We start from the raw sequence: 21,423 nt of genomic DNA, 5'->3' as shown, positions 1-21,423 counted from the left end.
GAGTACGCGTTCTTGCGTCTGCGAGCCGGGCTGCCCCGGTGCCTTCGCGGGCGAGGCGAGGGGGGTACGAGGAGGTACTCCATGTCCGCACCGAACCCGGTCTCCGGCCCTGACCCGCGCCGATGGGTTCCGCCCGGCGAAACGCCGCCCGGGGAATCGAGCACGGGCTCCGAGACGGGCCCGTACAGGCCCCTGTCGCGCGGCTGGGGGACAGCGCCACTCGTGTTGATCTGGCTGGTCGCCCTGGTGTTCGCCCTGTTCTTCCTCGCCTACGCCATCATCCTGAACCTGAACGTCTGAGCCGGAAGCCGGGGTACCGGTCGCGTGATCGGCCCTTTTCCGGGGAGGGGCGGGAAGAGCACGCGGTGCTGGCCGACAGCCGCCGCGAGGAGAGGGAGGACAGGCCATGAGCGACACCGGCGCCCGCGGCGACGACGTGTACCAGCCCCAGCCGGAGGACGAGCCGTCCGAGCTGCAGCCCGACATGGACGACAGCCTCGGCGAGCCCGGCACGGACGCCGTGCTCGACCAGGGATACTCGCCGCCCGAGCGGCCCCACGCGAGGCAGGGGGACGACACCACCGGAGGGGCGCAACGGACCGGGGAAAGCCTTGACCAGCGTCTCGCCAGGGAGGAGCCGGACCAGGAACCGCCGGCGGGGGACGGCATCGGGGACTTGGTGGACGGCGAGGGCGAGCCCGTGGACCCGGAGGCGGGCGGCCGGCGTGCCGGTCGCCTGGCGCCGGTCGCCGGCACACCCCACGCGAACTCCGTCCTCGCCCACGACGTGGGCATCGACGCGGGCGCCGCCTCGGCCGAGGAAGCCGCCGTCCACGTCATCGAGGACCCCGAAGACGGCCCGCTGCCCTAGGAAGACGGCCCGCTCGCCCTGGGAAGAGGGCGCGGCCCCGGAGGGATCCCGACCGGTGAGGACCGATGAAACCAGTGATTGCGCAGGATCCCGAGACGCTCAAGCAGGTCGTCGCGAGCGAGGTTGCCGCCCTGCGCACCGCCGCCCGCCGGGACGCGGGCGTACGCCCTGACCCCGCACCCACGGCGCCGGGTCCGCAGGACGGCGAAACGGCCCGGGCCTGCCCGTGCGGCGCGGCCGGCGGACCCGGGCACGCGTGCGCGGACCAGGACGGCCACGACCCGTGGGCCTGCGTCTGCGCCACGCTGCCCGCGATCCCCGTGTCGGCCGCGCTGCTGGTCCCCGTACGGGACGAGGACGGGCGCACCGGGGACTTCACCGTCCGGGCGGGCAACCACGTCCGCTCGGCCCAGTGGCTCGACGCCCCGGACCGGCACATCGGGCGGCGGCTGCTGGAGGTCCAGCCCGGAGCGGCGGCAGGCGGGCTGATCGAGGCCCTGGCCGAGGTCCTGACCACCGGCCGCGCCCTGCACGATCATGCCGTCGACTACACCGAGCAGCGCGGCGACGGCCTGCACCGCGCCCGTCTGCTGTACGACGCGGCGTCGTGCGGGGACCAGGTGTTGGTCACGTGGCGGCCCGCCCGCAACCGTACGGAGATGCTGTCGCTCGACGCGCAGTACATCGCCTCCATGGGCTGGGGCACGTGGGACCTCCTGTCCGGCGACACCACCTGGTCGGAGGGGCTGCACGCGATCTTCCGCACCGAGGAGGGGCGCGCGCTGTCGCTGGTGGAGCTGTGCGACGCCGTGCTCCTGGACGACGTACCGCGTTTCGGCAAGATGCTGACCGCCCTCCTGGAAGGCGAGGAGCCGGCGGGTGCGGAGGTCCGCTTCAGCGTGCTGGGGGAGATCCGCACCCTCCACCTGGTCGGCCACCCCGTCATCGCCAGGGACGGACTTCCCTGGGCCCTGCACCTCATCGCACGCGACCTGACCGCCCAGGTGCACAGCCGTCAGCGGCTCGCGGCGACCCGCCGCCAGAGGGAGGAACTGCGCAAGGAGGCGGCGGCCGAGCGCCTGGTGGCCACGGCGTTGCGGGAGGCGCTCCTGCCGACGCACTCGGCGGAGCTCGCCGAACTCGGACTGTCCGTGGCGGCCGCCTACCTGCCCGCGGAGTCGGACGCCGTCGGCGGTGACTGGTACAAATGCCGCCGGCTGCCGGACGGGCGGATCCTCCTCGCCATCGGTGACGCGTGCGGCCACGGCCTGGGCGCGGTCGCACGGATGGCACAGCAGCGCCACGCCCTCGCCGGCCTCGCGCACGCTCCGGGAACCCACGCGGGACAGCTGACGACCTGGCTCAACGAGCTGGTGTGCGGCGACGACGCCGCGGAAACGGCGACCGGGATCATCGGCCACATCGACGGGGAGCGCCACTTCCGCTGGGCCTGCGCGGGCCATCCGGCACCCTTGCTGCTCCGTGACGGTCGGGCGTCGGAGCTCGACACCTCCCACCGGGGACCCCTGTTCGGCCTCCTGCCCGGACACGAGTTCGCGACCGCCACCGTCCCGCTGCGCCGGGGCGACCTCCTGCTGCTGTACACCGACGGCATGGTCGAGCGGCGCGGGGAGGACATCGGCCAGGGGATCGAAACGCTGCGCAGGGTGCTGGTGTCCTGCGCGGGACTCGGCGCGCAAGAGGCCATGGACCGGCTCATGGCCGCGTTCACGCCCGAGCAGAACGAGGACGACACGTGCCTGGAGGACGACACGTGCCTGGTGGCGGTACGCCTCGACTGAGGGGCGCGTCGCCGCGTTCCCGCCACTCGGCTGACCTGCGCGGCGAGGCGACACGGCCCCGTCCGCCGCCGTGGGACGCTCCGTCCATGACAGCCAAAGCACCCGGGACCCCCACGGGCGGGAAGGCGAAAGACGCACAGCTCGTCCTGCTGACGCTGGCCGCCGGGCAGTTCCTGATGGCCCTGGACAGCTCGGTGATGAACGTGTCGATCGCCACGGTGGCGGAGGACATCGGTACCACCGTGAGCGGTCTGCAAGGCGCCATCACCGCCTACACGCTGGTCATGGCGATGCTGATGATCATCGGCGGCAAGGTCGGCGCGCTCGTCGGCCGCAGACGGGCCTTCATGATCGGCTGCGTCATCTACGGCTGCGGATCCCTCACCACGTCGCTCGCCCCTAACCTGCCCGTGCTGCTGCTGGGCTGGTCCTTCCTGGAAGGCGTGGGAGCGGCGCTGATCCTGCCGGCGATCGTGGCGCTCGTCGCCTCGAACTTCGCGGTGGAGCGCCGGCCCGCCGCGTACGGGCTGGTGGCCGCCGCGGGGGCGGTCGCGATCGCGGTCGGGCCGCTCATCGGTGGTGTGGCGACCACGTTCTTCTCCTGGCGCTGGGTGTTCGCCGGTGAAGTCGTGCTCGTACTGGCCATCCTGGTGCTGGGCCGCCGGATGGCCGACGCGCCCCCCGGCCACCGACCGCGCATCGACGTCCTCGGCGCGGTCCTGTCCGCGCTGGGCATCGGCCTGTTCGTCTTCGGCGTGCTGCGCACCAGCGAATGGGGCTGGTTCGTGCCCAAGGCCGGCGCCCCGTCCTGGTGCGGCCTCTCACCCGTCGTCTGGCTCATGCTGGCCGGTCTCTTCCTCGTCTGGCTCTTCTTCCGCTGGGAGGCCCGCCAGGTCGCACGCGGCAGCGAACCGCTCGTGGATCCGGAGCTCATGCGCAACCGGCAGCTCACCGGAGGCCTGACGATGTTCCTCTTCCAGTACCTCGTGCAGATGGGCGTGTTCTTCGTCGTCCCGCTCTACCTGTCCGTCGCGCTGGGCCTGTCCGCCGTCAAGACCGGCGTGCTGATCCTGCCGCTCTCCATCTCGCTGCTGGCCGCCGCGATCGGGATCCCCCGGTTCCGTCCCGAGGCCTCACCGCGGCGTGTGGTGAAGTTCGGGATCCTGTCCATGTTCGCCGGCGCCGTCGTCCTGCTGATCTTGCTTGACGAGGATTCCGGTGCGGCCGTCGTCACCGTTCCACTGCTGCTGATCGGACTGGGGATGGGGGCGCTCGCCTCACAGCTCGGGGCGGTCACCGTCTCGGCCGTCCCGGACGAGCAGAGCGCCGAGGTCGGCGGGATCCAGAACACCGTCACGAACCTCGGCGCGTCGATCGGTACCGCCGTCGCCGGGTCGATCCTCATCACCGTACTGACCGCGTCGTTCCTCGCGACCATCGAGCACAGCACGGTGATCCCGGAAGAGGTCAAGAGCCAGGCGAACGTCCGGCTCACGGCAGGCGCGCCCTTCCTCTCGGACGCCCAGCTCACCGCCGCCCTCGAAGACGCGGGTGCGAAATCGGACGTGACCCAGGCCGCGCTCGACGCGAACGCCACCGCACGGATCGACGGCCTGCGGGCCGCCCTCGGGATCCTCGCCCTGGCCGCACTGACCGCTCTCTTCTTCACCCAGCGCATCCCCGCGACCCAGCCCGGGTCGCCCCGCCCCTGACCCGGCGGCGAGGAGCGGGCCGGGGCCGCGGGTTCGGCCGTGCCCGTGGCCGTGAGGGCCGCGGCGGCCGTCAGCGCGAGCGCCGCCGCACCGCGTTCATCGCGCGCCTGCCGTCAGGGCGCCGCAGTGGCCCCAGCCCGAGGAGGCGGACGTGCTGCGGACCTGGCCGTTGAACAGGACGCAGGTCCCGCGGGCGTCGAGGTAGACGGGCCCGGCGTAGTACTTGTAGTCGGCACGGCTGTCCCAGACGCCCTGGTTGTCGCCGGCGCGGAACAGTCCGACAGCGATGAGCTGGGGCGTGCCCGTGCCGCTCTTGGGCACGGTGTAGGCGCAGTTCCGGCCCGTGGCCGAGCTGTAGTACAGGTAGGTGTATCCGGTCGCGAAGTCCAGGGTGTCGATCTTGGTCCCCTCGCAGACCGGTGCGGCGGCCTGCGCGGGGGCGGCCACGCCCGCGACCGCCGCGGCCATGGCAAGTGCGGCGGCGGCCGCTGCCGCCGCCCCCCGCCGGATCGTTTGGCTCGCTCCGTGCTGCGCTACGCGTAATCGGGAAGACACGTTCACCACTCCTCGTCCTGAGGCGACAACGTCGCGGCATTCCCTCACGGGGCGACGACGACCACAAGGCGCACCATCGCCCCAGGACCGGAAATGACCGGAATCGGGGGGAGGTAGGGCCTATTCCGGCAGATATCACCTGGGGCCGCGGCCCGGTCGCCGGGGACGAGCGGGCGGCCTGCCTACGGTGGCCCCATGAACGCACGTACCGCACGACCCACCGCCGGGTACGGCATCCGGTGCGCCCGGCCGGGCGAGGCGGACGCGATCGCGGCGCTCCTGGCCCGTGCCTTCGCCGAGGACGCGGTCATGGCCTGGATGTTCCCCCACGGTGATGCCGACGCCGACGCCGACGCCGACGCCATCGCCGACGGTGACGCGGGCGGCCGGGCGCGCAGGACCGCCCGCTTCTTCGCGCTGCTCCAGCGCCAGCAGCGGCCGCGGGCGGGCGCCGTACGGGTGGCCGCGACGAGCGGTGGGCAGCTGCTGGCGGCCGCCCTGTGGTCGGGGCCCGGGCGCTGGCAGCCCTCCGCCGCGCGGGAGCTCGCGACGATGCCGCGCTACGCGTACGTGTTCGGCGTACGCGGACTGGCGCGGGCGGCGGCGGTCCAGAACGCCCTGCACGACGCCCACCCGGACACACCGCACTGGTACCTGCCGACCCTGGGGACCGACCCCGGGTTCCAGGGAGCGGGAGTCGGCTCGGCGCTGGTGCGGGAGCAGCTGGCCCACTGCGACCGGCTCGGGGAGCCCGCCTACCTGGAGTCCAGCATGATCTCGAACATCCCGTTCTACGAGGGTCTCGGCTTCCGCGTGACGGGCGAGATCCGGCTGCCCGGCGGCGGGCCGACCCTGTGGCCCATGTGGCGCGACGCCGGGCCCCGACGACGGTAGAGCGCGGCCGTCCTCCCGTGCCCCGCAAGCACTACGTCGTCATCGCCATGGGCTGCGCCGGCGGCATGGTGATGCTCGACCAGACCGTCGTCGCGCTCGCCCTCGACCCGGTGGCCCGGAGCCTGGACCTGACGACGTTCGTCATGCAAGCCATCGTGCTCGTCTACAGCCTGGAGATGTCCGCGTGCACGCCGGTCGGGGCGATGGCCTCGCGCAGGTTCGGCCTCCTGCGCACCTTCCGGTTCGGAACCGTGGTCTTCACGCTCGGATCGGGACTCTGCGGGCTCGCGCCCGGCGGTGACGCCGCCGAACCGTACCTGCTCACGATGCGCGTCGTACAGGGCTTGGGCGCCGCCCTGATGCTGCCCGTGGCCACGACGCTCATCTCCAACGTGTACGAGGAGCACGAGCGCGGCCGCGCACTGGCGCGCTACGCCGGCCTGGCCCAGGTCTTCTACGTCCTGGGGCCCGTCCTCGGGGCGGTGCTCATCGAGTCCCTCGGATGGCGCTCGGTGTTCCTCGCCAATGTGCCCGTCGGCGCCCTGACCCTGTGGGCGATCGCCCGGGCCCGCGTGCCGAAGGAAGCCCCGGGCGGCACCTTCACCCTGGGGCAGCCCGTCGCCGTGGTCCTCTCCCTGGGAACGTTCATCTTCGGCCTCTACCAGTGCGGCGTCTGGGGCATCACCGACGGCAGGACCATCACCGCGCTGCTGCTGGGCGCGCTCGCGCTGTCGCTCACCGCGCGCTTCGTCCTGCGCTCCCCCCACCCCATCGTCGACCTCAGGCTGCTGCGCATCGGGCCCTATGCCGTGGAGGTGGCGCTGACGTTCCTGTTGCAGGCCGCCCAACTGGTCCTGCTGGTGCACGGCACGCTGTTCCTGCGCCAGGCGATGGGTCTGTCGCTGCGGGACACCGGGCTCTGCCTGCTCCCGCTGGTCACCTCCCTCGCGGCGGGCACCTTCCTCTCCGGATACCTGCTGGACCGCTCCGGATCGATCCGCGTGCCCGCCCTGCTCGGCCTGACGCTGGCCGTAGGGGGAGCCGTGGCCTGGACGCTCGCGCTGCCCGGCGGCGAGTACGGCCCGCAGGTGCCCGGGATGGTCCTGGCGGGGCTGGGGATGGGCCTGCCCGTTCCGGCCCTGAGCGCGGAGATGATGCGCAGCGTCCCCGCCGACAAGCGCACCGACGCGTCCGTCGTACGGCAGACGTTCCGGCAGCTGGGCGGCGCGATCGGGCTGGCCGGCGTGGGTGCCGCCGTCCTGGGAGCCAATGCCGACGCGTCGGACCAGGCGGGCGTCATCACCGCTTCGGCCGCCGTCGTCGCGTTCCTGATGGCCGGCTGCGTCCTCGTCGTCGCCCTGCTCGTCGCGACCGTCAAACTGCCCCGGGCCCGCACCCGGGGGCGATCGGCGCGACCGTGATCCACCGCGACCGTGATTCACCGCGACCGTGATCTACTGAGACGCCGTCCCGGTGGCGGCACCTCTCGCCACCACGCAACGGAGGTTCCGCTCATGCTCTTCGACGTGGACCGCGGTGAACTCGCCTGCATCTTCGGCGAGGACAGGCTCGCGAGCCTGCCCGCCACCGCCTTCCCGCCCGACGCCGCCGACACCGAGGGCGCGCGTCTCCTGCGTACCGTCGGCGTCCCCACGGGGACGCTCTTCCTGCGTGACCCCGACGAGGACTCCGGCCGACTGGCCCTCGTCCAAGAGGTCGTCGACGCGGAGGAGTTCGAGGACGCTCCGGAGGACGCGGGCGGATGGCCGGTCATCGGCTGGCTGCTCAACGCCCACCTCGCCCTCGACCCAGGATCCGGCACGGTGCACGCCTTCGACCCGGACGAGGAGACCGCGCACGTGCTCCACACGGACGTCTCCTCCCTCGTCCAGGTCACCCTCCGGTTCCAGCGCCTGCTCGACGAGTTCACCTTCAGCGGCGCCGACGCCGACGGGGAAGCCGAGTTCGAGCGTCTGGAGCGGGAGGTCGAGCGCATCCGTCAGGAGACCGACGGCATCGACCCGCTCCCCTTCCGGGACGAGGACACGCTCTGGTCGGTCGTCGGCGAGGAGATCGCCGCGGGCCAGCGCTTCAGGGGCGACAGCCCCGGAGCCCGCTCGCTCTACGGGTGATCACCGCCGCGCGGCACGCCGGGGCCGGGGTCACTGCGGCCGACGGCCCTGCCCCATGACGAACGCGACGAGGATCCCGGCGAGTGCGGCCCATACGGCGCCCTCGGTGCCCGCCTGCCGCCAGCCCAGCAGTCCGAGGGCGAGGGCGGTGAACGCCCCCGCCGAGACCGCGCGGCGGTCGGTGAGGAACATCCACTGCCGGCGGCCGCTGCCGGGCTCCCTGAGCTCGGCGAGGGCGCTCCTGACGACGAGGGCGGCGATCACGATCGCCGCGACCACGAGAGTCGCTCCCACATCCACTCCCGATGCCGGTGAGCAGGGCCACCCTCAAGCCTAGGCCGTGTCCTTCGGATCAGGGCGGGGCAAGACGGGTGCAAGTGCCGCGCAACGGGGCTCCGAAGACTGGACGGTACGACCAACCGGATCCGCGGCGGCCGCACGACCGCCTGACGTGCCGCCCTCCCCGCCCTCCCGCGCGGGCACCCCTGCCCGCGCCCGTACCGATCGAGGAACCTCCACCGATGCGCATCGGATTCTCCGTGCCCCAGTTCGGCCCGTTCGCCGACCCCGACCGCACGGCGCACATGTGTGCGGCCCTGGAAGCACTGGGCTGTCACAGCCTCTGGGTGGCCGACCGGCTCCTGGCCCCGCTCGCCCCACCCGAGGGCTACGTCGGCGGGAAGGAGATGCCGGCCCGGTACGCCACCCATCTCGACCCGCTGCTCGCCCTGGGCGTGGCGGCCGCGGCGACCGAGGGGGTGCGCCTCGGCAGCAGCACGCTCAACGCCCTGTGGCAACCGCCCCTCGTGCTCGCCCGCGCCCTGACCACCCTCGACCTCATCAGCCGCGGACGCCTGGACGTGGGCCTCGGGCTGGGCTGGATGCGCGAGGAGTACCAGGCCGCCGGGGTGCCCTGGCAAGGCCGCGGCGCCCGGCTGGAGGAGACCCTCGACGTCCTCGACGCCGTGTGGCGCTCCGATACGGTCGTCCACACCGGCAGGCTGTGGACGATCCCCGAGTCGACCGTCCTGCCCAAACCCCTTCAGGACCCCAGGCCGCCGATCCTGCTGGGCGGCTTCACCTGGCCCGCCCTGGAGCGGGTCGGCAGACGGGCGGACGGCTGGCTCGGGGCCTCGATGCCGCTGCCCCACTTCCAGGGCCTGTGGGCGGTCGCCGTGGAGGCCGCCGAGCGGGCGGGGAGGGACCCGGCCGGGCTGCGCCGGGTGTTCCGCGTGAACGCCGACGTCACCAGGGCCGAAGCCGACCCGGCGGGGACGTACCAGCGCGGGACCGTACGCCAGATCTGCGAGCACCTGCGGCTGATGTGCGCCGCGGAGACCGACGAGGTGCTGGTGGACCTGCAGTTGACGACGGACTCGCCCGAGGAGTTCCTCGACCTGGCGGCGGCGTTCACGGCCGAACTGGCCGATGCCGCACCCTCCCCACCGCCGGCGCCCCCGGCGTGAGGGGTACCTCTACGCCGACGCCGGTGCGAGCGCGGCCCGCCCGGCCCGGGCGGCATCGGCCCAGTGGGGGGAGTTCCACGCGTCCGCCACCCGCTCGGCTTCGAGGTAGTGGGTCCGGGCGTCCTCCGGGCGGCCGAGGAACCGGGCGATCTCGCCCAGGGTCTGCGCCACGGGCCGGAAGACGAGGCTGAGGCTGCTCGCCCCGCCCGCCAGCCCGCGCAGGGGCAGCAGGTCCCGGTAGACCTCGGCCGCCGCAGCCCTGTCGCCGAAGGCGATGGCGGCCGTGCCGCGCAGTCCGGCGAGTATGGGGTAGGCGAAGTCGGGCAGGAGCGGCACGCGCCGCTCGAAGACCTCGCGGGCCTCCTCGGGGCGGTCCGCGGCCAGCAGCGCGAGCGCGGTGAGGGCTTCGTTGTGCGGCTGGTACCGCTCCCACACCGCGAGCAGTACGGGCAGGACCTCGGCGAGCCGTCCCTGCTGCAACCGGATGCAGCCGACAGCCAGGCCCGCCAGCCCGCTGAGATCCACGGCGCCGCGTTCGCGCAGCTCCGCCACCGCCGAACCCAGAGCCCGCTCCGCCTCCTCGAAGCGCCCCTGGGCCATGGCCAGCATGGGGCGGCGCAGCCTGGCCACCGCGAAGGCGCCCTGGAGCTCGTACGTGCGGGCGATCTCGTCGGCCCGTACGAGGCACCGCTCCATCTCCGCCGGATCGTTGCGGGCGGCGGCGATCCGGGCGGCGGTGTAGGCGGCCATCCAGGAGTACTCGGGGCCCTCCTGGGCCGCTGCCACCTCCGCGAGTTCCGTATGGAGCGCGAGGTAGGCGTCGGGTTCGAGTTCGGCGTCCGTGCGGCGCAGCAGAGACGTCAGCGTCAGACCCCGCAGACGGGGCTCGCCCACGCTCCGGGCGAGTTCCACGGCCCGGTGCGCCGTGGCCACGGCGCGGGGGTCGGCGTCGTCCAGTGCGTCGGAGAGCTGATCGAGGAGCAGGCACCGCTGCCGGTCGGCCAGGCCGCCGCCCTCCAGCAGCTTTGCGAGCTCTTCGACGGCCGCGGGGTCGGAGGCGGCGTACGCGCGCACGCGCCAGGGCGTCGGTTCGGTCCATGTGGTGTAGGCGGCGGTGAGCAGATCGGCCCTTTCCTCCGTACGGGCGACCTGCACGGCCTGTTGCTGCGCCTCGCGGGCGGGCACCACGGCTCCCATCCGGATCCGGCAGTCCACCAGCTGTCCCAGGAGCGCCACGCGCAGCAGGGCGGGGTCCTGGCCGGCGAAGGCGGCCGGATGGTCGGCGAGGACGCCGAGCGCGGCGTTCAGGAGGGCTTCGGCGTTCTGCGGGGCGTAGCGGCGCACGGCCTGTTCGCAGGCCAGCCGGGCGTGGTGGACCGCGGGCCCGGCATCGGCGGTCACGACCGTGGCCGCCCGCAGGAGATGGTGGGCCGTGGCGGCGACGTCGTCCGAACCGAGCGCGATCAGGCTCCTGCCCAGCCTGGAGTGGATGCGGGCCAGCCGCAGTCGGGTGAGGTCGGCCTCCAGGGCGTCCCGTACGAGGGCGTGGCTGAAGCGGACCGTACCCGGACGCGGCTCGGTGAGCAGGCCGGCGGTGACCCCCGCGTCCAGGGCGTCGAGGAGCTGATCGCCATCGCCGTCCGCGGCGTGGACGAGGAGGGCCACGGAAGCCTCGCGCCCGGCGACGGCGGCCAGCCGCAACCCGGCCGTGACGGTCGGGGCGAGCAGGGCCAGCCGTCGGCGCAGCACGTCCTGGACCCCCTGCGGGACGCGGGCCAGCGCCTGCTCCTCGCCCTCACCGGCCAGCAGGAGCGAACTCTCGCGCAGGTAGAAGGGGTTTCCCCCGGCCCGTTCGGCCAGCGTCACCGCGGCCCGGTCGCTCATGTCGGTCGCGGCGGACCGCAGCAGCTCCTTCGCATGGGCGTCCGACAGACCGCCGAGCGCCAGCCGCAGCGGCGAGCGGGCGGCCAGGCGCGCCAATGCCCCGGTCAGATCACCTTCGCCGGTGCGGTACGAGCCCACCAGGAGCAGCGGGACGTCGGGCAGCCGCTCGGCGCAGAGCAGGAACAGTTCGATGCTCTCCTGGTCGCCCCGGTGCAGGTCGTCCAGCACGATCGCCAGCGGTCGCCGCCCGGCCGTGTCGCGCAGCCATGCGAGCAGCGCCCTGTGCAGGCGGAAGCGCCGGGCCGGGCTGCCGTCGGGCTGCCCGGAGCCGCTCGCGGTGCCCGGGGCCAGCAGGGGGGCGAGCTCGTCGGCGTACGGACCCGGCGGGGCGGACCGCGCCAGACTCGGCAGCATGTCGAACCAGGCCCGGCCGGGCGGGGCCCCATCGGTCTCCGGGCACTGCCCGGACCCGACCAGCCAGCCCTGCTTAGGCAGTTGACGGACGGCGGTCTCCAGGAGACTCGATTTGCCGATGCCGGCCTCACCGGAAACCAGCACCACCTGGGCCCGGCCGACCCGCGCCCGGTCCGCCGCGGCGGCGATCCGAGCCAGCTCCTCGTCACGGCCCAGCAGCCGGTCGGCCGCCAGCACGGTCGGCTTGCCACCGCCGGCCGCGGGCAGCGCAGGCTCCGTCGCCGTCCCGGAGGCGGGCACCGCGGAGGGTCCGGTGGCCGGACCGTATGCCCCGGTCGCCCGGTGGAGCACGCCGAGGCGCTGGTGGAGCAGGGCCCGCTCCAGCTCCTGGAGGGCGACGCCGGGTTCGATCCCGAGTTCCTCGTCGAGGACGCGCCGGGCCTGTCGCAGAGCGGCGAGCGCGTCACCCTGCCGGTCCCGGGCCCACAGCGCCAGGGCCAGCAGTCGCCAGCCCTCCTCGTGCAACGGCTGCTCCCGCGTCAGCGCGCTCGCGTCGGCAAGGGCCTGCGCGGCCTGCCCGCAGCCCAGCCGCGCGGCGGTGAGCCGTTCCCGGGCGGTGCGGTGCACCTCCTCCAGGCGGGTGCGCTCCCCGGCCGTCCACGGCTCGTCGAGGAACTCCGCGTACGGCTGCCCGCCCCACGATGCCAGCGCCTCGGCCAGGCCCTCGGCGGCGACGCGGGCGGGCAGCTCCTCCCGCGAGCAGGCCGCGACCCGGGCTTCGAACACCCAGGCGTCCACCGCGGCCTCCTCCACGGCGAGGGCATACCCGTAGGGGGCGCTGACCAGTACCCGCGCAGGAGTCCGCGGTGCCCGCTGCGGTTCGAGGACGCGCCGCAGACGTGCGATGTAGGCGTGCAGCGATGCCTGCGCGCTCGAAGGGACGTGCGCCGGCCACAACCGCTCGATGATCCGCTCCGTGGGCACGACCGCCCCACGGGCGAGCAGCAGTTGGACCAGAACCATCCGGGCGAGCCGGCCGCCCGCATCGACGGCGCGGCCGTCCACCTCGACCCGGAACGAGCCGAGAACCTTCAATGTGACCATGACAAGGACATCGTAAACGCCGAACCGAAGCCCGCTGGGCACGGTCCGCGCCGCCGCTTGCAGCGCACTTGCACGCGCCGCGAGCGGTCGGGCAAGTCCACGCCAAGTGGCGCCGGGCAGCCTGGGGCCTCCGTTGCCCGCATGCGATCACTGGAGCAAGAGAGCGTGACCCCCAGCAGTTCCTCCGCACGTCCCCACACCCACGAAATGGTCGTGGTCCACCGTGTCTTCCGCCGCGAGTCGGCCTTGTTGCCACGCCTGGTCCGTGCCGTCCCGGACGGCCGGACGGCCCGCGCCGTCGAGGTGGGAACACACCTGTCCGAGTACATGACCGGGCTGCACCACCATCACACCGTCGAGGACGAGACGATCTGGCCGCTGCTGCGCGAACGCGCCGCGGACGAGGCACTGGTGGCGCGGATGGAGGAACAGCACGCACGGATCGACCGGAGTCTGGCGGCGGTGACCGACCGGCTTCCCGAGTGGCAGCGGACCGCCGACCGGGCGGCCGCGACGGAACTCGCCCTGGCGCTCGACGAGCACCGCTCGGCGCTCCTCGAACACCTCGACGACGAGGAGCGGCTGGTCCTCCCGCTGGTCGCGGAACACCTGACCGTAGCCGAGTGGGACGAGGTCGGACGGCGCGGCATGGAGACCGTACCCAGGGACAAGCTCATGCTCGCGCTCGGCTCGCTCCTCGAAGAGGCGACACCCCAGGAGCAGGCCTACTTCCTCGCCAAGGCCCCGCTCATCGGACGCCTGTTGTGGAAGGCGATCGGCCGCCGGCAGTACGCCGCCTACCGCCGTGCCCTGCGGGCCCCGATCGACGGCGGGACGGCCCGATGACGGTACTGGACCGGGCTCCCCTCGACGTCCTGGACGCCTACCGCACCTGCGAGTTCGCCACCCTCGCCAAGGACGGGACCCCCCTCGCGTGGCCGACGGCGGTGGCGCGGCGCGAGGACGGCACCCTTCTGCTGACCACGTCCCTCGCGTTCTCGCAGAAGGCGCTGAACGTGCGTCGCGACGGCCGCGTCGCCCTGCTCCTCTCGGATCCGACGGGCAGCGGACTCGACCCGGCCCCCCAGCTGTTCGTGGCCGGCCGGGCCGAGTGCCCCGACCAGGTCATGACGGGCCCGCGCGGGGCCGAGGAGTACTGGCGGACACTGTTCGAACGGCAACCGCACAGCCGCGCGTACCTCTCGCCCGCCATGAGGCCGCTGATGTCCTGGTACTACCTGCGGCTGCTCATCACCGTCGAGCCGGAGCAGGTGACCGTTCGGCCGCCGCTGAGCGCGCTGACGCCGCAGGGCGCGCCGGTGCCCGTGACCGGGGCGGCCCCCCTGCCCGGAGCCGCGCAGCTCGCCCGCTTCCCCACGGCGGTGCTGTCGGCCCGGGACGCCTCCGGGGCGCCGGTGCTCGCCCGTACCAGGCCGATGCCGAGCGCGGACGGCTACCTCGTGGAGGTTCCGTCCGACTGCGCACCCGCACCGGGCCCGGCGGCGCTGCTGGTGCACCGTCACGACGAGTTGCTCAACCACATGTACAACGCTCTCGTCCGCGGGGACCTGCGGCGGACCGATACGGGTTGGACCCTGGTGCCGTCGGCCGTGGTGGAGCCGATGGGCTCGGGGAGGGCGACCGACGCGCTGCGGGTCCTGCGCCGCGCCAAGCGCTCCACCGACCGGTACCTGGACCGCCGCGGCCTGCGCCGGCCGAAGGTGCAGTGGGACCGCTTCCGTGAGCTGGCGGCCCGGGACCGCGCCCCCGCGGCCATCGGTGCGACCTCCGTGCCACCGATGAGTTCCCCGCATCACTGATCCGGCGGCCGGCCGGGAGGGAGGCCCGTTCCCGGGCGGGTCTGTCTGCCCTCGGCGAAGCCGGGGCGGACAGGCCCGTGGTCCGTGTTTCAGTGATCCGATGAACATCTTGGTGTTGGGCGGAACGGCGTGGGTGGGCCGCGAGGTCTCGCGGCAGGCACTGGAGCGCGGGCATCGGGTGACCTGCCTCGCCCGCGGGAAGAGCGGCGAGGTGGCCGAGGGCGCGGTGCTCGTCGCCGCGGACCGGCGGGACCCTTCGGCGTACGAAGGCCTGGCGAACCGGGACTGGGACGCCGTCGTGGAGGTGTCGTGGCAGCCGGGCTTCGTCCGCGGGGCACTCGCGGCGCTGGGCGCGAGGGCGGGCCATTGGTCGTACGTGTCCTCGGTCAGCGCGTACGCCTCGCACGGGCGGGTGGACGCGGACGAGTCGGCGCCGCTGCTCCCGGCGGCCGAGCGGGACGAGGTGGACCGAGAGGAGTACGGACAGGCCAAGGTGGCCTGCGAGGAGGCTTCGGCGGCCGCGGTGGGGGACCGGCTCCTCATCGCGCGCGCCGGACTGATCGGCGGCCCAGGTGACCACAGCGGCCGCACCGGGTACTGGGCCGCCCGCGCGGCGCGCGAGCCGCTGGCGCCCCTGCTGGTCCCCGCACCGCCCGAGGTCGCGACGCAGGCGGTGGACGCCCGGGACCTCGCGGCGTGGCTGCTCGACTGCGCCGAGATGGGCACGACCGGGACCTACGACGCGGTCGGCCCGATCGTGCCGTTCGACGCGTGGGTCGCCCTGTCGCGGGAGATCGGCGGGCACACCGGGCCACTGGTGAAGGCCGACGCCGACTGGCTGCTCGGGCAGGGGGTCGGGCAGTTCATGGGCCCCGAGTCGCTCGCGATGTGGATGGCCGACCCCGACTGGGCCGGCTTCAGCGCCCGCGGCGGCCGCGCGGCCGCCGCGGCGGGCCTTCGGCACCGGCCCCGGGCGGAGCTGCTGGCGGACACCCTGCGCTGGGAGCGGGAGCAAGGCCTGGACCGGCCCCGCCGGGCCGGACTCAGCGCCGGGCGCGAGCGGGAACTGCTGGAGGCGTGGCGTGGTGCGGCGCCGGCGTAGTCGCGTCACCAGGTGACGTACAGGGCCTGCGGTGAGCGGTGGATCAGCGTGGGCCGCATCCGTGGCCGCGGCCGGCCCTCGTCCAGTCGCAGCTCCGGCATGCGGCGCAGGAACAGATCGAGTGTCAGGCGCAGTTGCTCGCGCGCCAGCCGGGAGCCGGGACAGCCGTGGGGCCCGTACCCGAAGGCGAGGTGCTGCCGGTTTCCGGGCCGGGTGATGTCGAACTCCGCTGCCCGCTCGTACCGTTCCTCGTCGCGATTGGCCGAGGCGTACGCGACCATGACGGTGGCCCCCGCGGGCAGTTCCGTCCCCGCGAGGGTCACCGGCCGGGTGGTGGTCCGCCGGAACGCCTGGATGGCCGTGTCGTGGCGGGCGGCCTCCTCCACCGCCGCCGGGACCAGGGACGGGTCGTCGCGCAGCATCCGCCACTGCCGCCCCTCGTCGCCGAGCAGGTGCAGCAGCGTCGTGCCGATGAGGGCGCTCGTGGTGAGGAATCCGGCGATCAGCAGGTTCTGCAGGTTCGTCACCAGTTCGTGGCGCTGTTCGAGGGTGAGCTCGGCGTCACCGGGCGCCAGGGCGGCCACCATGGCCGAGCACATGTCCTCGCGGGGCCGGGCGCGGCGGTCGCGGACGTACCGGTCCAGCAGGTGCTGGAGAGCGACGACGTCCTCGGCGGCGGCCGCCTGCCCCTCGGGCGGCAGCGGGCGGAACAGCAGTTCCTCGGCCCGGTAGCCGCCGTGGACGGCGGCGGGTACGTCGGCCGGGTCCAGCCCGATCAGCCGCCCGACCACCATCCCGGGCAGCCGCCGGGCGTACGCCTCCACCAGGTCGGCGGACCCGTCCGCCGCGATACCGTCCGCCAGCTCTTCGGCGCAGGCCCGGGCGTACGGCAGCAGCGCCGCCACCCGCGCGCCGGAAAGCCCCCGGTTCAACGGGGCCCGCAGGCGCCTGTGGGCGCCGCCGTCGCTGGACACGACGGTGGGGCGGGGTCCGAAGCCCCGGGGCAGGACGCCCAGTGCCGCCTCCGAGAGGGGGACGTCCGGCAGCAGGGCGTTGGCCGAGGAGAAGTCCTCCGCGCGGAGCAGCACCTCCCGTACGTTCCGGTCGCGCGCCACCAGCCACGCGTCGAACTCGGGTACGTACAGCAGCCCCTCGGCGCGCCGGGCGCGTGCGTAGAGCGGGTACGGATCGCGGTACAGCTCGTCGCGCCGCGCCTGGTCGTCGTGCGATGCCACGGGAGCCTCCGGATCACGGTCGGGACCGGGCGGGGGTCACCGGCCGCGGGTGACCTCCGGTGCGCCGCGTCATCCTCCCCGAAACCGGACGGTCCCGGTAGGGCGCCTCGTCACCCCCCTCGTGCCGCCATCCGAAGGGCCGGTGTCCGACACGTCGCGCCCCGGGCCCCGGCCGCCTGGTGGCCGCGGGTGAATGCGACCGGTCGGCGACCGGCCGCGTACGGGCCAGGAGGCGCATCCACGGCACTGAGGACGTGCGACGGCGGCTCCGGGCGGGCCACCCGAGGAAGGGGCGCCCGCCCGGAGCCGACAGCCGCCCTCAGCCGCCCACGTAGACGTCCTCCACGTAGCGGCCCTGTGCCACCAGGTCCTGGAGCCACTGCGAGGCCGCCGACGCGTCCTGCCCGCCGTACTTGACGCACAGCTTCCGGAAGGCTTCGCGGACGCCCGGGGCCATGCGGGAGCCGTCACCGCAGACGTGGACGCGGGCACCCGCCCCGATCAGCCGCCACACCTCCTCGCCCTCCGCCTCGATCCGGTGCTGCACGAAGCGGACCTCGCCTTCGGGCGCCAGCGAGAAGGCGGGACGCATCGACACGGCGCCCTCGCGGTCGGCCTCCTCCAGCTCCGCCCGGTGGAGGTAGTCCACATCGGGGTGGTCGCAGCCGAAGTAGCAGAGCGCGGGGGCGAGTTCGGCCCCGGAGGCGTACAGCGCGCGGCGGTCGGCGATCGCACCCCGGAAGGGCGCGAGGCCGGTACCCGCGCCGATCATGATGACCGGCGTCCGCTCGTCGTGCGGAATGCGGAAGTCCTCCCGGCACGGTTGTACCCGGGCGAGGACCGTGTCGCCGGGACGCACCCGGTGCAGGTACGAGGAGCCCACTCCCCGGAACACGCCGTCCCGGCCGGAGCGGTGGGGGGCTTCCAGGAGCGAGACCATCAGGTCCGCCTGCCCCGGCCCCGCCGACGGGGACGAGGAGATGGAGTAGTGGCGGGGCCGCATCGGCTCCAGCAGTTCCAGCAGAACGGGCCACGGCAGACGGCCCTGGAGCGCGGGATGCTCCCCGACGAGGTCCACCAGGCTTCCCGGGCGGGCTCCATCGGCCCCCGCGGCCTCGCCGGCCCCCGCCGCGATGCGTTCCAGCGCGGCCTTCTCCGGCGGGCACGGGTTGTGCGCCGCGAGGACGGCCGCCTGCCCGGCCGTCACCGGCGCCTGGAGTTCGACGTACCGGGTGAGCAGTTCCCGTACGGTGACGGGCCGGTCGAGCGGCAGGGCGGTCCGGCCGGGGCGGCGGGTCCGGGCGTCCAGCACCGCGTCCGGGTCCACGCCCAGGACCCGGGCCGCCCGCTCCACCTGCCCGGGGTCGTTGGCCGGGAGGACGGCGAGGTGGTCGGCGGTGCGGTAGCCGACGCCTTCGGGGAGCCTGACGCGCAGGAAGCGCTTCGACCTGCCCGCCGGGTGGCCGAGGTCGGCGAGGTCCCCGGTGTGCGTCACCGTCATCGGCCGCAGGTCGTGCCGCCGGGCCAGAGCGTCGAGCGGCCCGCCCGTGACCTCGATGACGTCGTACGCCGGGCCGGGGGGTTCCGCCTCCCCGGAGGGGGCCACCGACGCCGGGTCGCCGTAGCGCTCCAGCAGCGTACGGCGCAGGCCCGCGGTGAAGCCGCGTACCGCTCCCGCGAGGTCCCCGGAGGCGTCCGCCTCGGACCGGGCCATCAGCCGCGCCGCACCCGCCGAGGCGAGCCGGTCGTCGATGAGCGTGGGCACCTGCTGGTAGGTGGCGGCCCAGTTGCGGTCCCCGACGCCCAGGACGGCGTAGTGGACGCCTTCCGCCGCGCCGGGGCCCGCCTGCGCCAGCCAGGAGACGAATCCGGCCGCGTCGTCGGTGGGCCGTCCGTTGTACGACGCGGCGACGACGACCAGCGGCCCGTCCGCCGGCAGGCCGCCGTCACGGTGGTCGTCGAGGGGCGCGACCCGCGTCTCGAAGCCCAGTTCCGCCGCCATGTCGGCCAGGTCCTGCGCGTAGGCGCGGCAGGTGCCGAAGTTGGACCCGTGCAGCAGCGTCAGCCTCGTACCGGGAACGGCCCGGGTGGGGGAGGCCCCCGTGGCCGGCGCCTCCGCTTCCACCCCGTGTCCGGCCGGGAGGACCGCCCCGAGGGCCGCACGGCCCCGGGCGCGGTCGGCCGGGGTGCGCCGGGCCAGGGCCAGCGTGAACCCGTCCGGCTTGAGCGTGAGCGTCTCCTTGATGCGCAGCTCGTACCGCGCCTCGTCGAGGAAGCGGTAGCGGTGGACCAGCATGCCCAGCAGCATCGTCGCCTCGTGGAGGGCGAACTGGCGCCCGATGCAGGCGCGTTCCCCGGTGCCGAACGGCTTGTACGCGTGCGGGGAACGGGCGGCCTCCGCCTCGGCGGCGAACCGGTCCGGGTCGAACTCCTCCACGTTGTCGCCCCACACCGGGTCGCGGTGCAGCATCGGGGTCAGCACCAGCATCCGCTGCCCCGCCCTGACCGGGTGGCGCCCGCCGATCACGGTGTCGGCGCGCGCCTCGCGTGCGAACGCGGCGGCGGTCGGCCACAGCCGCAGCGTCTCGTTCAGGACCTGGCGCACGTAGCGCAGCTTGCCGATGTCCTCGAAGGCGGGCTCGGGGTCCGGGTCGTCGCCCCACAGCGCGTCGGTCTCGGCCTGGGCCAGGTGCAGGACCGCGGGGTTCTTCAGGAGGTGGTACAGCGCGAACGAGAGGGCGCCCGAGGTCGTCTCGTGGCCCGCGATCAGGAAGGTGATCACCTGGTTCCTGATGTTCGCCTCGTCGAGCACCTCGCCGGAGCGGGGGTGCGGGGAGCCCAGCATCAGGCCCAGCAGGTCGTCTGTGGAGGTGTCTCCCGAGGCCTTGCGCCGCTCGATCACCTCGTCCACGACACGGGCCAGGTAGGCGGCGTCCGCGGCGAAGGCCTCGTCCTCGGCGGTGTGGTCCGCGCCGGGCACCCGGCCGAGTTTGGCCTGGCTGTGGGCGAGGGCCCGCACCAGCGCCTGGACGAAGGGGTGCGCCTGCTCACGCTCGAAGGAGGCGAAGTCGTAGCCGAAGCCGGACAGACCGATGGTGTCCAAGGTCATCCGGGTCATGTCCTCGGCGACGTCCACCGGGGCGGAGACGCCGGAGCCCGCGGCGAAGCGCGCGTCCCAGGAGCCGATGAGCCGCTTGGCGACCCGCAGCATGTGCGGGTGGTAGGTGCGCATCGAGGTGAGGGCGAAGGCCGGCAGCAGGATGTCGTGCGCCTTGGCCCAGTTGGGCTCGTCGTTGTACGCGGTGAACAGCCCGTCGGCGGCGACCTCGCGCACGTTCTCCAGCGCCGGGCCGATGCCCTTCACGAAGCGCTCCTCGTCGGAGAGTTCCTCCACGAGCGCCGCCGAGCTCACGAACACGGTCTCCCGGTCGTGGAAGCGCTGGACGAAGACCGGACCGAGCCGGCGCGCGTGCCCCATGGCCGTCTGCAGCGGGGTGCTCGTCATTCCCGTGTCGCTCACGTCGACGACCGGCAGGTGCGCGGCGCCGTCGTCGAGGGGCCCGGTGCCGGTGGTGTGCGATTCATTCATGGCGTCCGCCTCTTCTGGTCACGTCATCCGTGGTGTCTCCACGGTGACGCGGCCGCCGGGCCGATCGCGGACGAGGACTACCTATTCTTGTAGGGGTGTATTGCGTTCAGGGTCTTGATCGGGGGCAGTTGGCCGTGGCAGAGGAGGGCCCATGGAGCCCGTGACACAGCCGTCACGGCACGCGCAGGACGAGGCGGCGGCGGCCTGGCGCTCACGATTCGTCAGCCTCTTCGACAGGGCGCCGGTGGCGCTGGCGATCAGCGATGCCCACGGCCTGATCCTCGGCGCGAACCCGGCGTTCGCCTCCGCATGGCAGCTCCAGCCGGGCAAGCTGGAAGGCCGCCGGCTCCTTGACCTCCTCACTCCGACCAATGACCGGCAGCTGCGCCGACTGGACGAGGCCCTGCGCTCGCGCCGCAGGTCCCGCTACCCGGTCGAGGTGACCTGGCAGGTACGGGGAACGGCCCGGCAGGGCCAGGTCACCGTCGAACCGGTCTCCGACCCGCAGGACGACGTCCCCCGCCTGCTGGTCTCACTGACCGAGGAGACGGACGCGGGCCGGCCGGAGCCGCCACAGGACGCGGCGGGCGGCCTGAGTCCGCAGGAGGCGCGCATCCTGCCGCTGGTCGCGGCCGGGGCGTCCGGGTCGGCCATCGCCCGCGAGGTGGGCCTCACCGTCGACGGGGTCAACTACCACGTGACCCGCCTGTGCCGACGCCTCGGCGTACCCAACCGCCCCGCTCTGATCGCCCGCGCCTACGTACTGGGCCTGCTGGAGCCCGCCGCGTGGCCTCCGCGTGCCGCGCCGGCGGGTCCGGAGCGGCCCTGAGGCGGCGGCTCCGT

General features: G+C 74.0%; 17 protein-coding genes. 12 read left to right on the top strand and 5 right to left on the bottom strand.

Annotated features, from left to right (window positions below; translation table 11 throughout):
• Positions 1 to 81: 81 nt before the first annotated feature.
• From CP980_RS01265 to CP980_RS01250, 4 genes are all read left to right on the top strand, one after another.
• Positions 82 to 300, top strand: a complete 219-nt coding sequence (locus CP980_RS01265; protein ID WP_132753183.1) for a DUF6480 family protein — start codon at positions 82 to 84, stop codon at positions 298 to 300.
• 106 nt (positions 301 to 406) lie between these two features.
• Positions 407 to 871, top strand: a complete 465-nt coding sequence (locus tag CP980_RS01260) for a DUF5709 domain-containing protein (protein WP_132753181.1) — start codon at positions 407 to 409, stop codon at positions 869 to 871.
• 65 nt (positions 872 to 936) lie between these two features.
• Positions 937 to 2,673, top strand: coding sequence for a PP2C family protein-serine/threonine phosphatase (locus tag CP980_RS01255; RefSeq protein ID WP_150492327.1), 1,737 nt, complete (start codon positions 937 to 939; stop codon positions 2,671 to 2,673).
• Between the two features lie 86 nt (positions 2,674 to 2,759).
• On the top strand, positions 2,760 to 4,385 hold the full coding sequence (locus tag CP980_RS01250) for an MFS transporter (RefSeq protein ID WP_150492326.1): 1,626 nt from the start codon (positions 2,760 to 2,762) through the stop codon (positions 4,383 to 4,385).
• A gap of 96 nt (positions 4,386 to 4,481) precedes the next feature.
• Here the strand turns inward: CP980_RS01250 and CP980_RS01245 are convergent, their stop codons facing one another.
• Complete coding sequence (locus tag CP980_RS01245; RefSeq protein WP_150492325.1) at positions 4,482 to 4,853, bottom strand: hypothetical protein; 372 nt, start codon at positions 4,851 to 4,853, stop codon at positions 4,482 to 4,484.
• A gap of 282 nt (positions 4,854 to 5,135) precedes the next feature.
• On the opposite strand from CP980_RS01245, the gene CP980_RS01240 reads away from it, so the two are divergent.
• From CP980_RS01240 to CP980_RS01230, 3 genes are all read left to right on the top strand, one after another.
• Complete coding sequence (locus tag CP980_RS01240) at positions 5,136 to 5,834, top strand: GNAT family N-acetyltransferase (protein ID WP_150492324.1); 699 nt, start codon at positions 5,136 to 5,138, stop codon at positions 5,832 to 5,834.
• A gap of 17 nt (positions 5,835 to 5,851) precedes the next feature.
• Positions 5,852 to 7,255 carry an MFS transporter gene (locus CP980_RS01235; protein ID WP_150492323.1) on the top strand — a complete coding sequence of 468 codons (1,404 nt, stop codon included), beginning with the start codon at positions 5,852 to 5,854 and terminating at the stop codon, positions 7,253 to 7,255.
• Positions 7,256 to 7,348: 93 nt separating this feature from the next.
• Positions 7,349 to 7,966, top strand: coding sequence for an SUKH-4 family immunity protein (locus tag CP980_RS01230; RefSeq protein ID WP_150492322.1), 618 nt, complete (start codon positions 7,349 to 7,351; stop codon positions 7,964 to 7,966).
• A 30-nt stretch (positions 7,967 to 7,996) separates the two neighbouring features.
• On the opposite strand, the gene CP980_RS01225 is transcribed toward CP980_RS01230, so the two are convergent.
• A complete protein-coding gene (locus tag CP980_RS01225; protein ID WP_229907285.1) occupies positions 7,997 to 8,260 on the bottom strand; it encodes a hypothetical protein in 264 nt (87 codons plus the stop codon).
• A 227-nt stretch (positions 8,261 to 8,487) separates the two neighbouring features.
• On the opposite strand from CP980_RS01225, the gene CP980_RS01220 reads away from it, so the two are divergent.
• Positions 8,488 to 9,432: a TIGR03619 family F420-dependent LLM class oxidoreductase gene (locus CP980_RS01220; RefSeq protein WP_132753165.1), complete on the top strand. Its 945-nt coding sequence runs from the start codon at positions 8,488 to 8,490 to the stop codon at positions 9,430 to 9,432.
• A gap of 9 nt (positions 9,433 to 9,441) precedes the next feature.
• On the opposite strand, the gene CP980_RS01215 is transcribed toward CP980_RS01220, so the two are convergent.
• Entirely contained in the window at positions 9,442 to 12,834 is a 3,393-nt protein-coding gene (locus CP980_RS01215; protein WP_150492320.1) for an ATP-binding protein, read from the bottom strand.
• Between the two features lie 165 nt (positions 12,835 to 12,999).
• On the opposite strand from CP980_RS01215, the gene CP980_RS01210 reads away from it, so the two are divergent.
• The 3 genes from CP980_RS01210 (at position 13,000) to CP980_RS01200 (ending at position 15,756) form a co-directional block, all read left to right on the top strand.
• On the top strand, positions 13,000 to 13,680 hold the full coding sequence (locus CP980_RS01210; RefSeq protein WP_229907284.1) for a hemerythrin domain-containing protein: 681 nt from the start codon (positions 13,000 to 13,002) through the stop codon (positions 13,678 to 13,680).
• Positions 13,677 to 14,654: a pyridoxamine 5'-phosphate oxidase family protein gene (locus CP980_RS01205; protein ID WP_132753161.1), complete on the top strand. Its 978-nt coding sequence runs from the start codon at positions 13,677 to 13,679 to the stop codon at positions 14,652 to 14,654. The genes CP980_RS01210 and CP980_RS01205 overlap by 4 nt, the downstream gene beginning before the upstream one ends.
• A gap of 100 nt (positions 14,655 to 14,754) precedes the next feature.
• Positions 14,755 to 15,756 (top strand): NAD-dependent epimerase/dehydratase family protein, encoded by a 1,002-nt coding sequence (locus CP980_RS01200; RefSeq protein WP_150492319.1) that lies wholly within the window; start codon positions 14,755 to 14,757, stop codon positions 15,754 to 15,756.
• A 5-nt stretch (positions 15,757 to 15,761) separates the two neighbouring features.
• On the opposite strand, the gene CP980_RS01195 is transcribed toward CP980_RS01200, so the two are convergent.
• Together CP980_RS01195 and CP980_RS01190 are read right to left on the bottom strand one after the other, a co-directional pair.
• Complete coding sequence (locus CP980_RS01195; protein WP_150492318.1) at positions 15,762 to 16,991, bottom strand: cytochrome P450; 1,230 nt, start codon at positions 16,989 to 16,991, stop codon at positions 15,762 to 15,764.
• Positions 16,992 to 17,310: 319 nt separating this feature from the next.
• Positions 17,311 to 20,580: a bifunctional cytochrome P450/NADPH--P450 reductase gene (locus CP980_RS01190; protein WP_150492317.1), complete on the bottom strand. Its 3,270-nt coding sequence runs from the start codon at positions 20,578 to 20,580 to the stop codon at positions 17,311 to 17,313.
• A 151-nt stretch (positions 20,581 to 20,731) separates the two neighbouring features.
• Between CP980_RS01190 and CP980_RS01185 the strand changes: the two genes are divergently transcribed.
• A complete protein-coding gene (locus CP980_RS01185; RefSeq protein WP_150492316.1) occupies positions 20,732 to 21,409 on the top strand; it encodes a PAS domain-containing protein in 678 nt (225 codons plus the stop codon).
• Positions 21,410 to 21,423: the final 14 nt, after the last annotated feature.

This window comes from Streptomyces vinaceus (assembly GCF_008704935.1).
Classification (GTDB): Bacteria; Actinomycetota; Actinomycetes; order Streptomycetales; family Streptomycetaceae; genus Streptomyces; species Streptomyces vinaceus.
The sequence above is the reverse complement of the archived record's forward strand: the minus strand, read 5'-3'. Positions and strand labels throughout refer to the sequence as shown.

What these genes read in the sequence shown, in the direction of transcription:
- CP980_RS01265 (WP_132753183.1), top strand. Translation starts at nt 82, where the DNA reads ATGTCCGCACCGAACCCGGTCTCCGGCCCTGACCCGCGCCGATGGGTT.
- CP980_RS01260 (WP_132753181.1), top strand. Translation starts at nt 407, where the DNA reads ATGAGCGACACCGGCGCCCGCGGCGACGACGTGTACCAGCCCCAGCCG.
- CP980_RS01255 (WP_150492327.1), top strand. Translation starts at nt 937, where the DNA reads ATGAAACCAGTGATTGCGCAGGATCCCGAGACGCTCAAGCAGGTCGTC.
- CP980_RS01250 (WP_150492326.1), top strand. Translation starts at nt 2,760, where the DNA reads ATGACAGCCAAAGCACCCGGGACCCCCACGGGCGGGAAGGCGAAAGAC.
- CP980_RS01245 (WP_150492325.1), bottom strand. Translation starts at nt 4,853, where the DNA reads ATGGCCGCGGCGGTCGCGGGCGTGGCCGCCCCCGCGCAGGCCGCCGCA.
- CP980_RS01240 (WP_150492324.1), top strand. Translation starts at nt 5,136, where the DNA reads ATGAACGCACGTACCGCACGACCCACCGCCGGGTACGGCATCCGGTGC.
- CP980_RS01230 (WP_150492322.1), top strand. Translation starts at nt 7,349, where the DNA reads ATGCTCTTCGACGTGGACCGCGGTGAACTCGCCTGCATCTTCGGCGAG.
- CP980_RS01220 (WP_132753165.1), top strand. Translation starts at nt 8,488, where the DNA reads ATGCGCATCGGATTCTCCGTGCCCCAGTTCGGCCCGTTCGCCGACCCC.
- CP980_RS01215 (WP_150492320.1), bottom strand. Translation starts at nt 12,834, where the DNA reads ATGGTCACATTGAAGGTTCTCGGCTCGTTCCGGGTCGAGGTGGACGGC.
- CP980_RS01205 (WP_132753161.1), top strand. Translation starts at nt 13,677, where the DNA reads ATGACGGTACTGGACCGGGCTCCCCTCGACGTCCTGGACGCCTACCGC.
- CP980_RS01200 (WP_150492319.1), top strand. Translation starts at nt 14,755, where the DNA reads ATGAACATCTTGGTGTTGGGCGGAACGGCGTGGGTGGGCCGCGAGGTC.
- CP980_RS01190 (WP_150492317.1), bottom strand. Translation starts at nt 20,580, where the DNA reads ATGAATGAATCGCACACCACCGGCACCGGGCCCCTCGACGACGGCGCC.
- CP980_RS01185 (WP_150492316.1), top strand. Translation starts at nt 20,732, where the DNA reads ATGGAGCCCGTGACACAGCCGTCACGGCACGCGCAGGACGAGGCGGCG.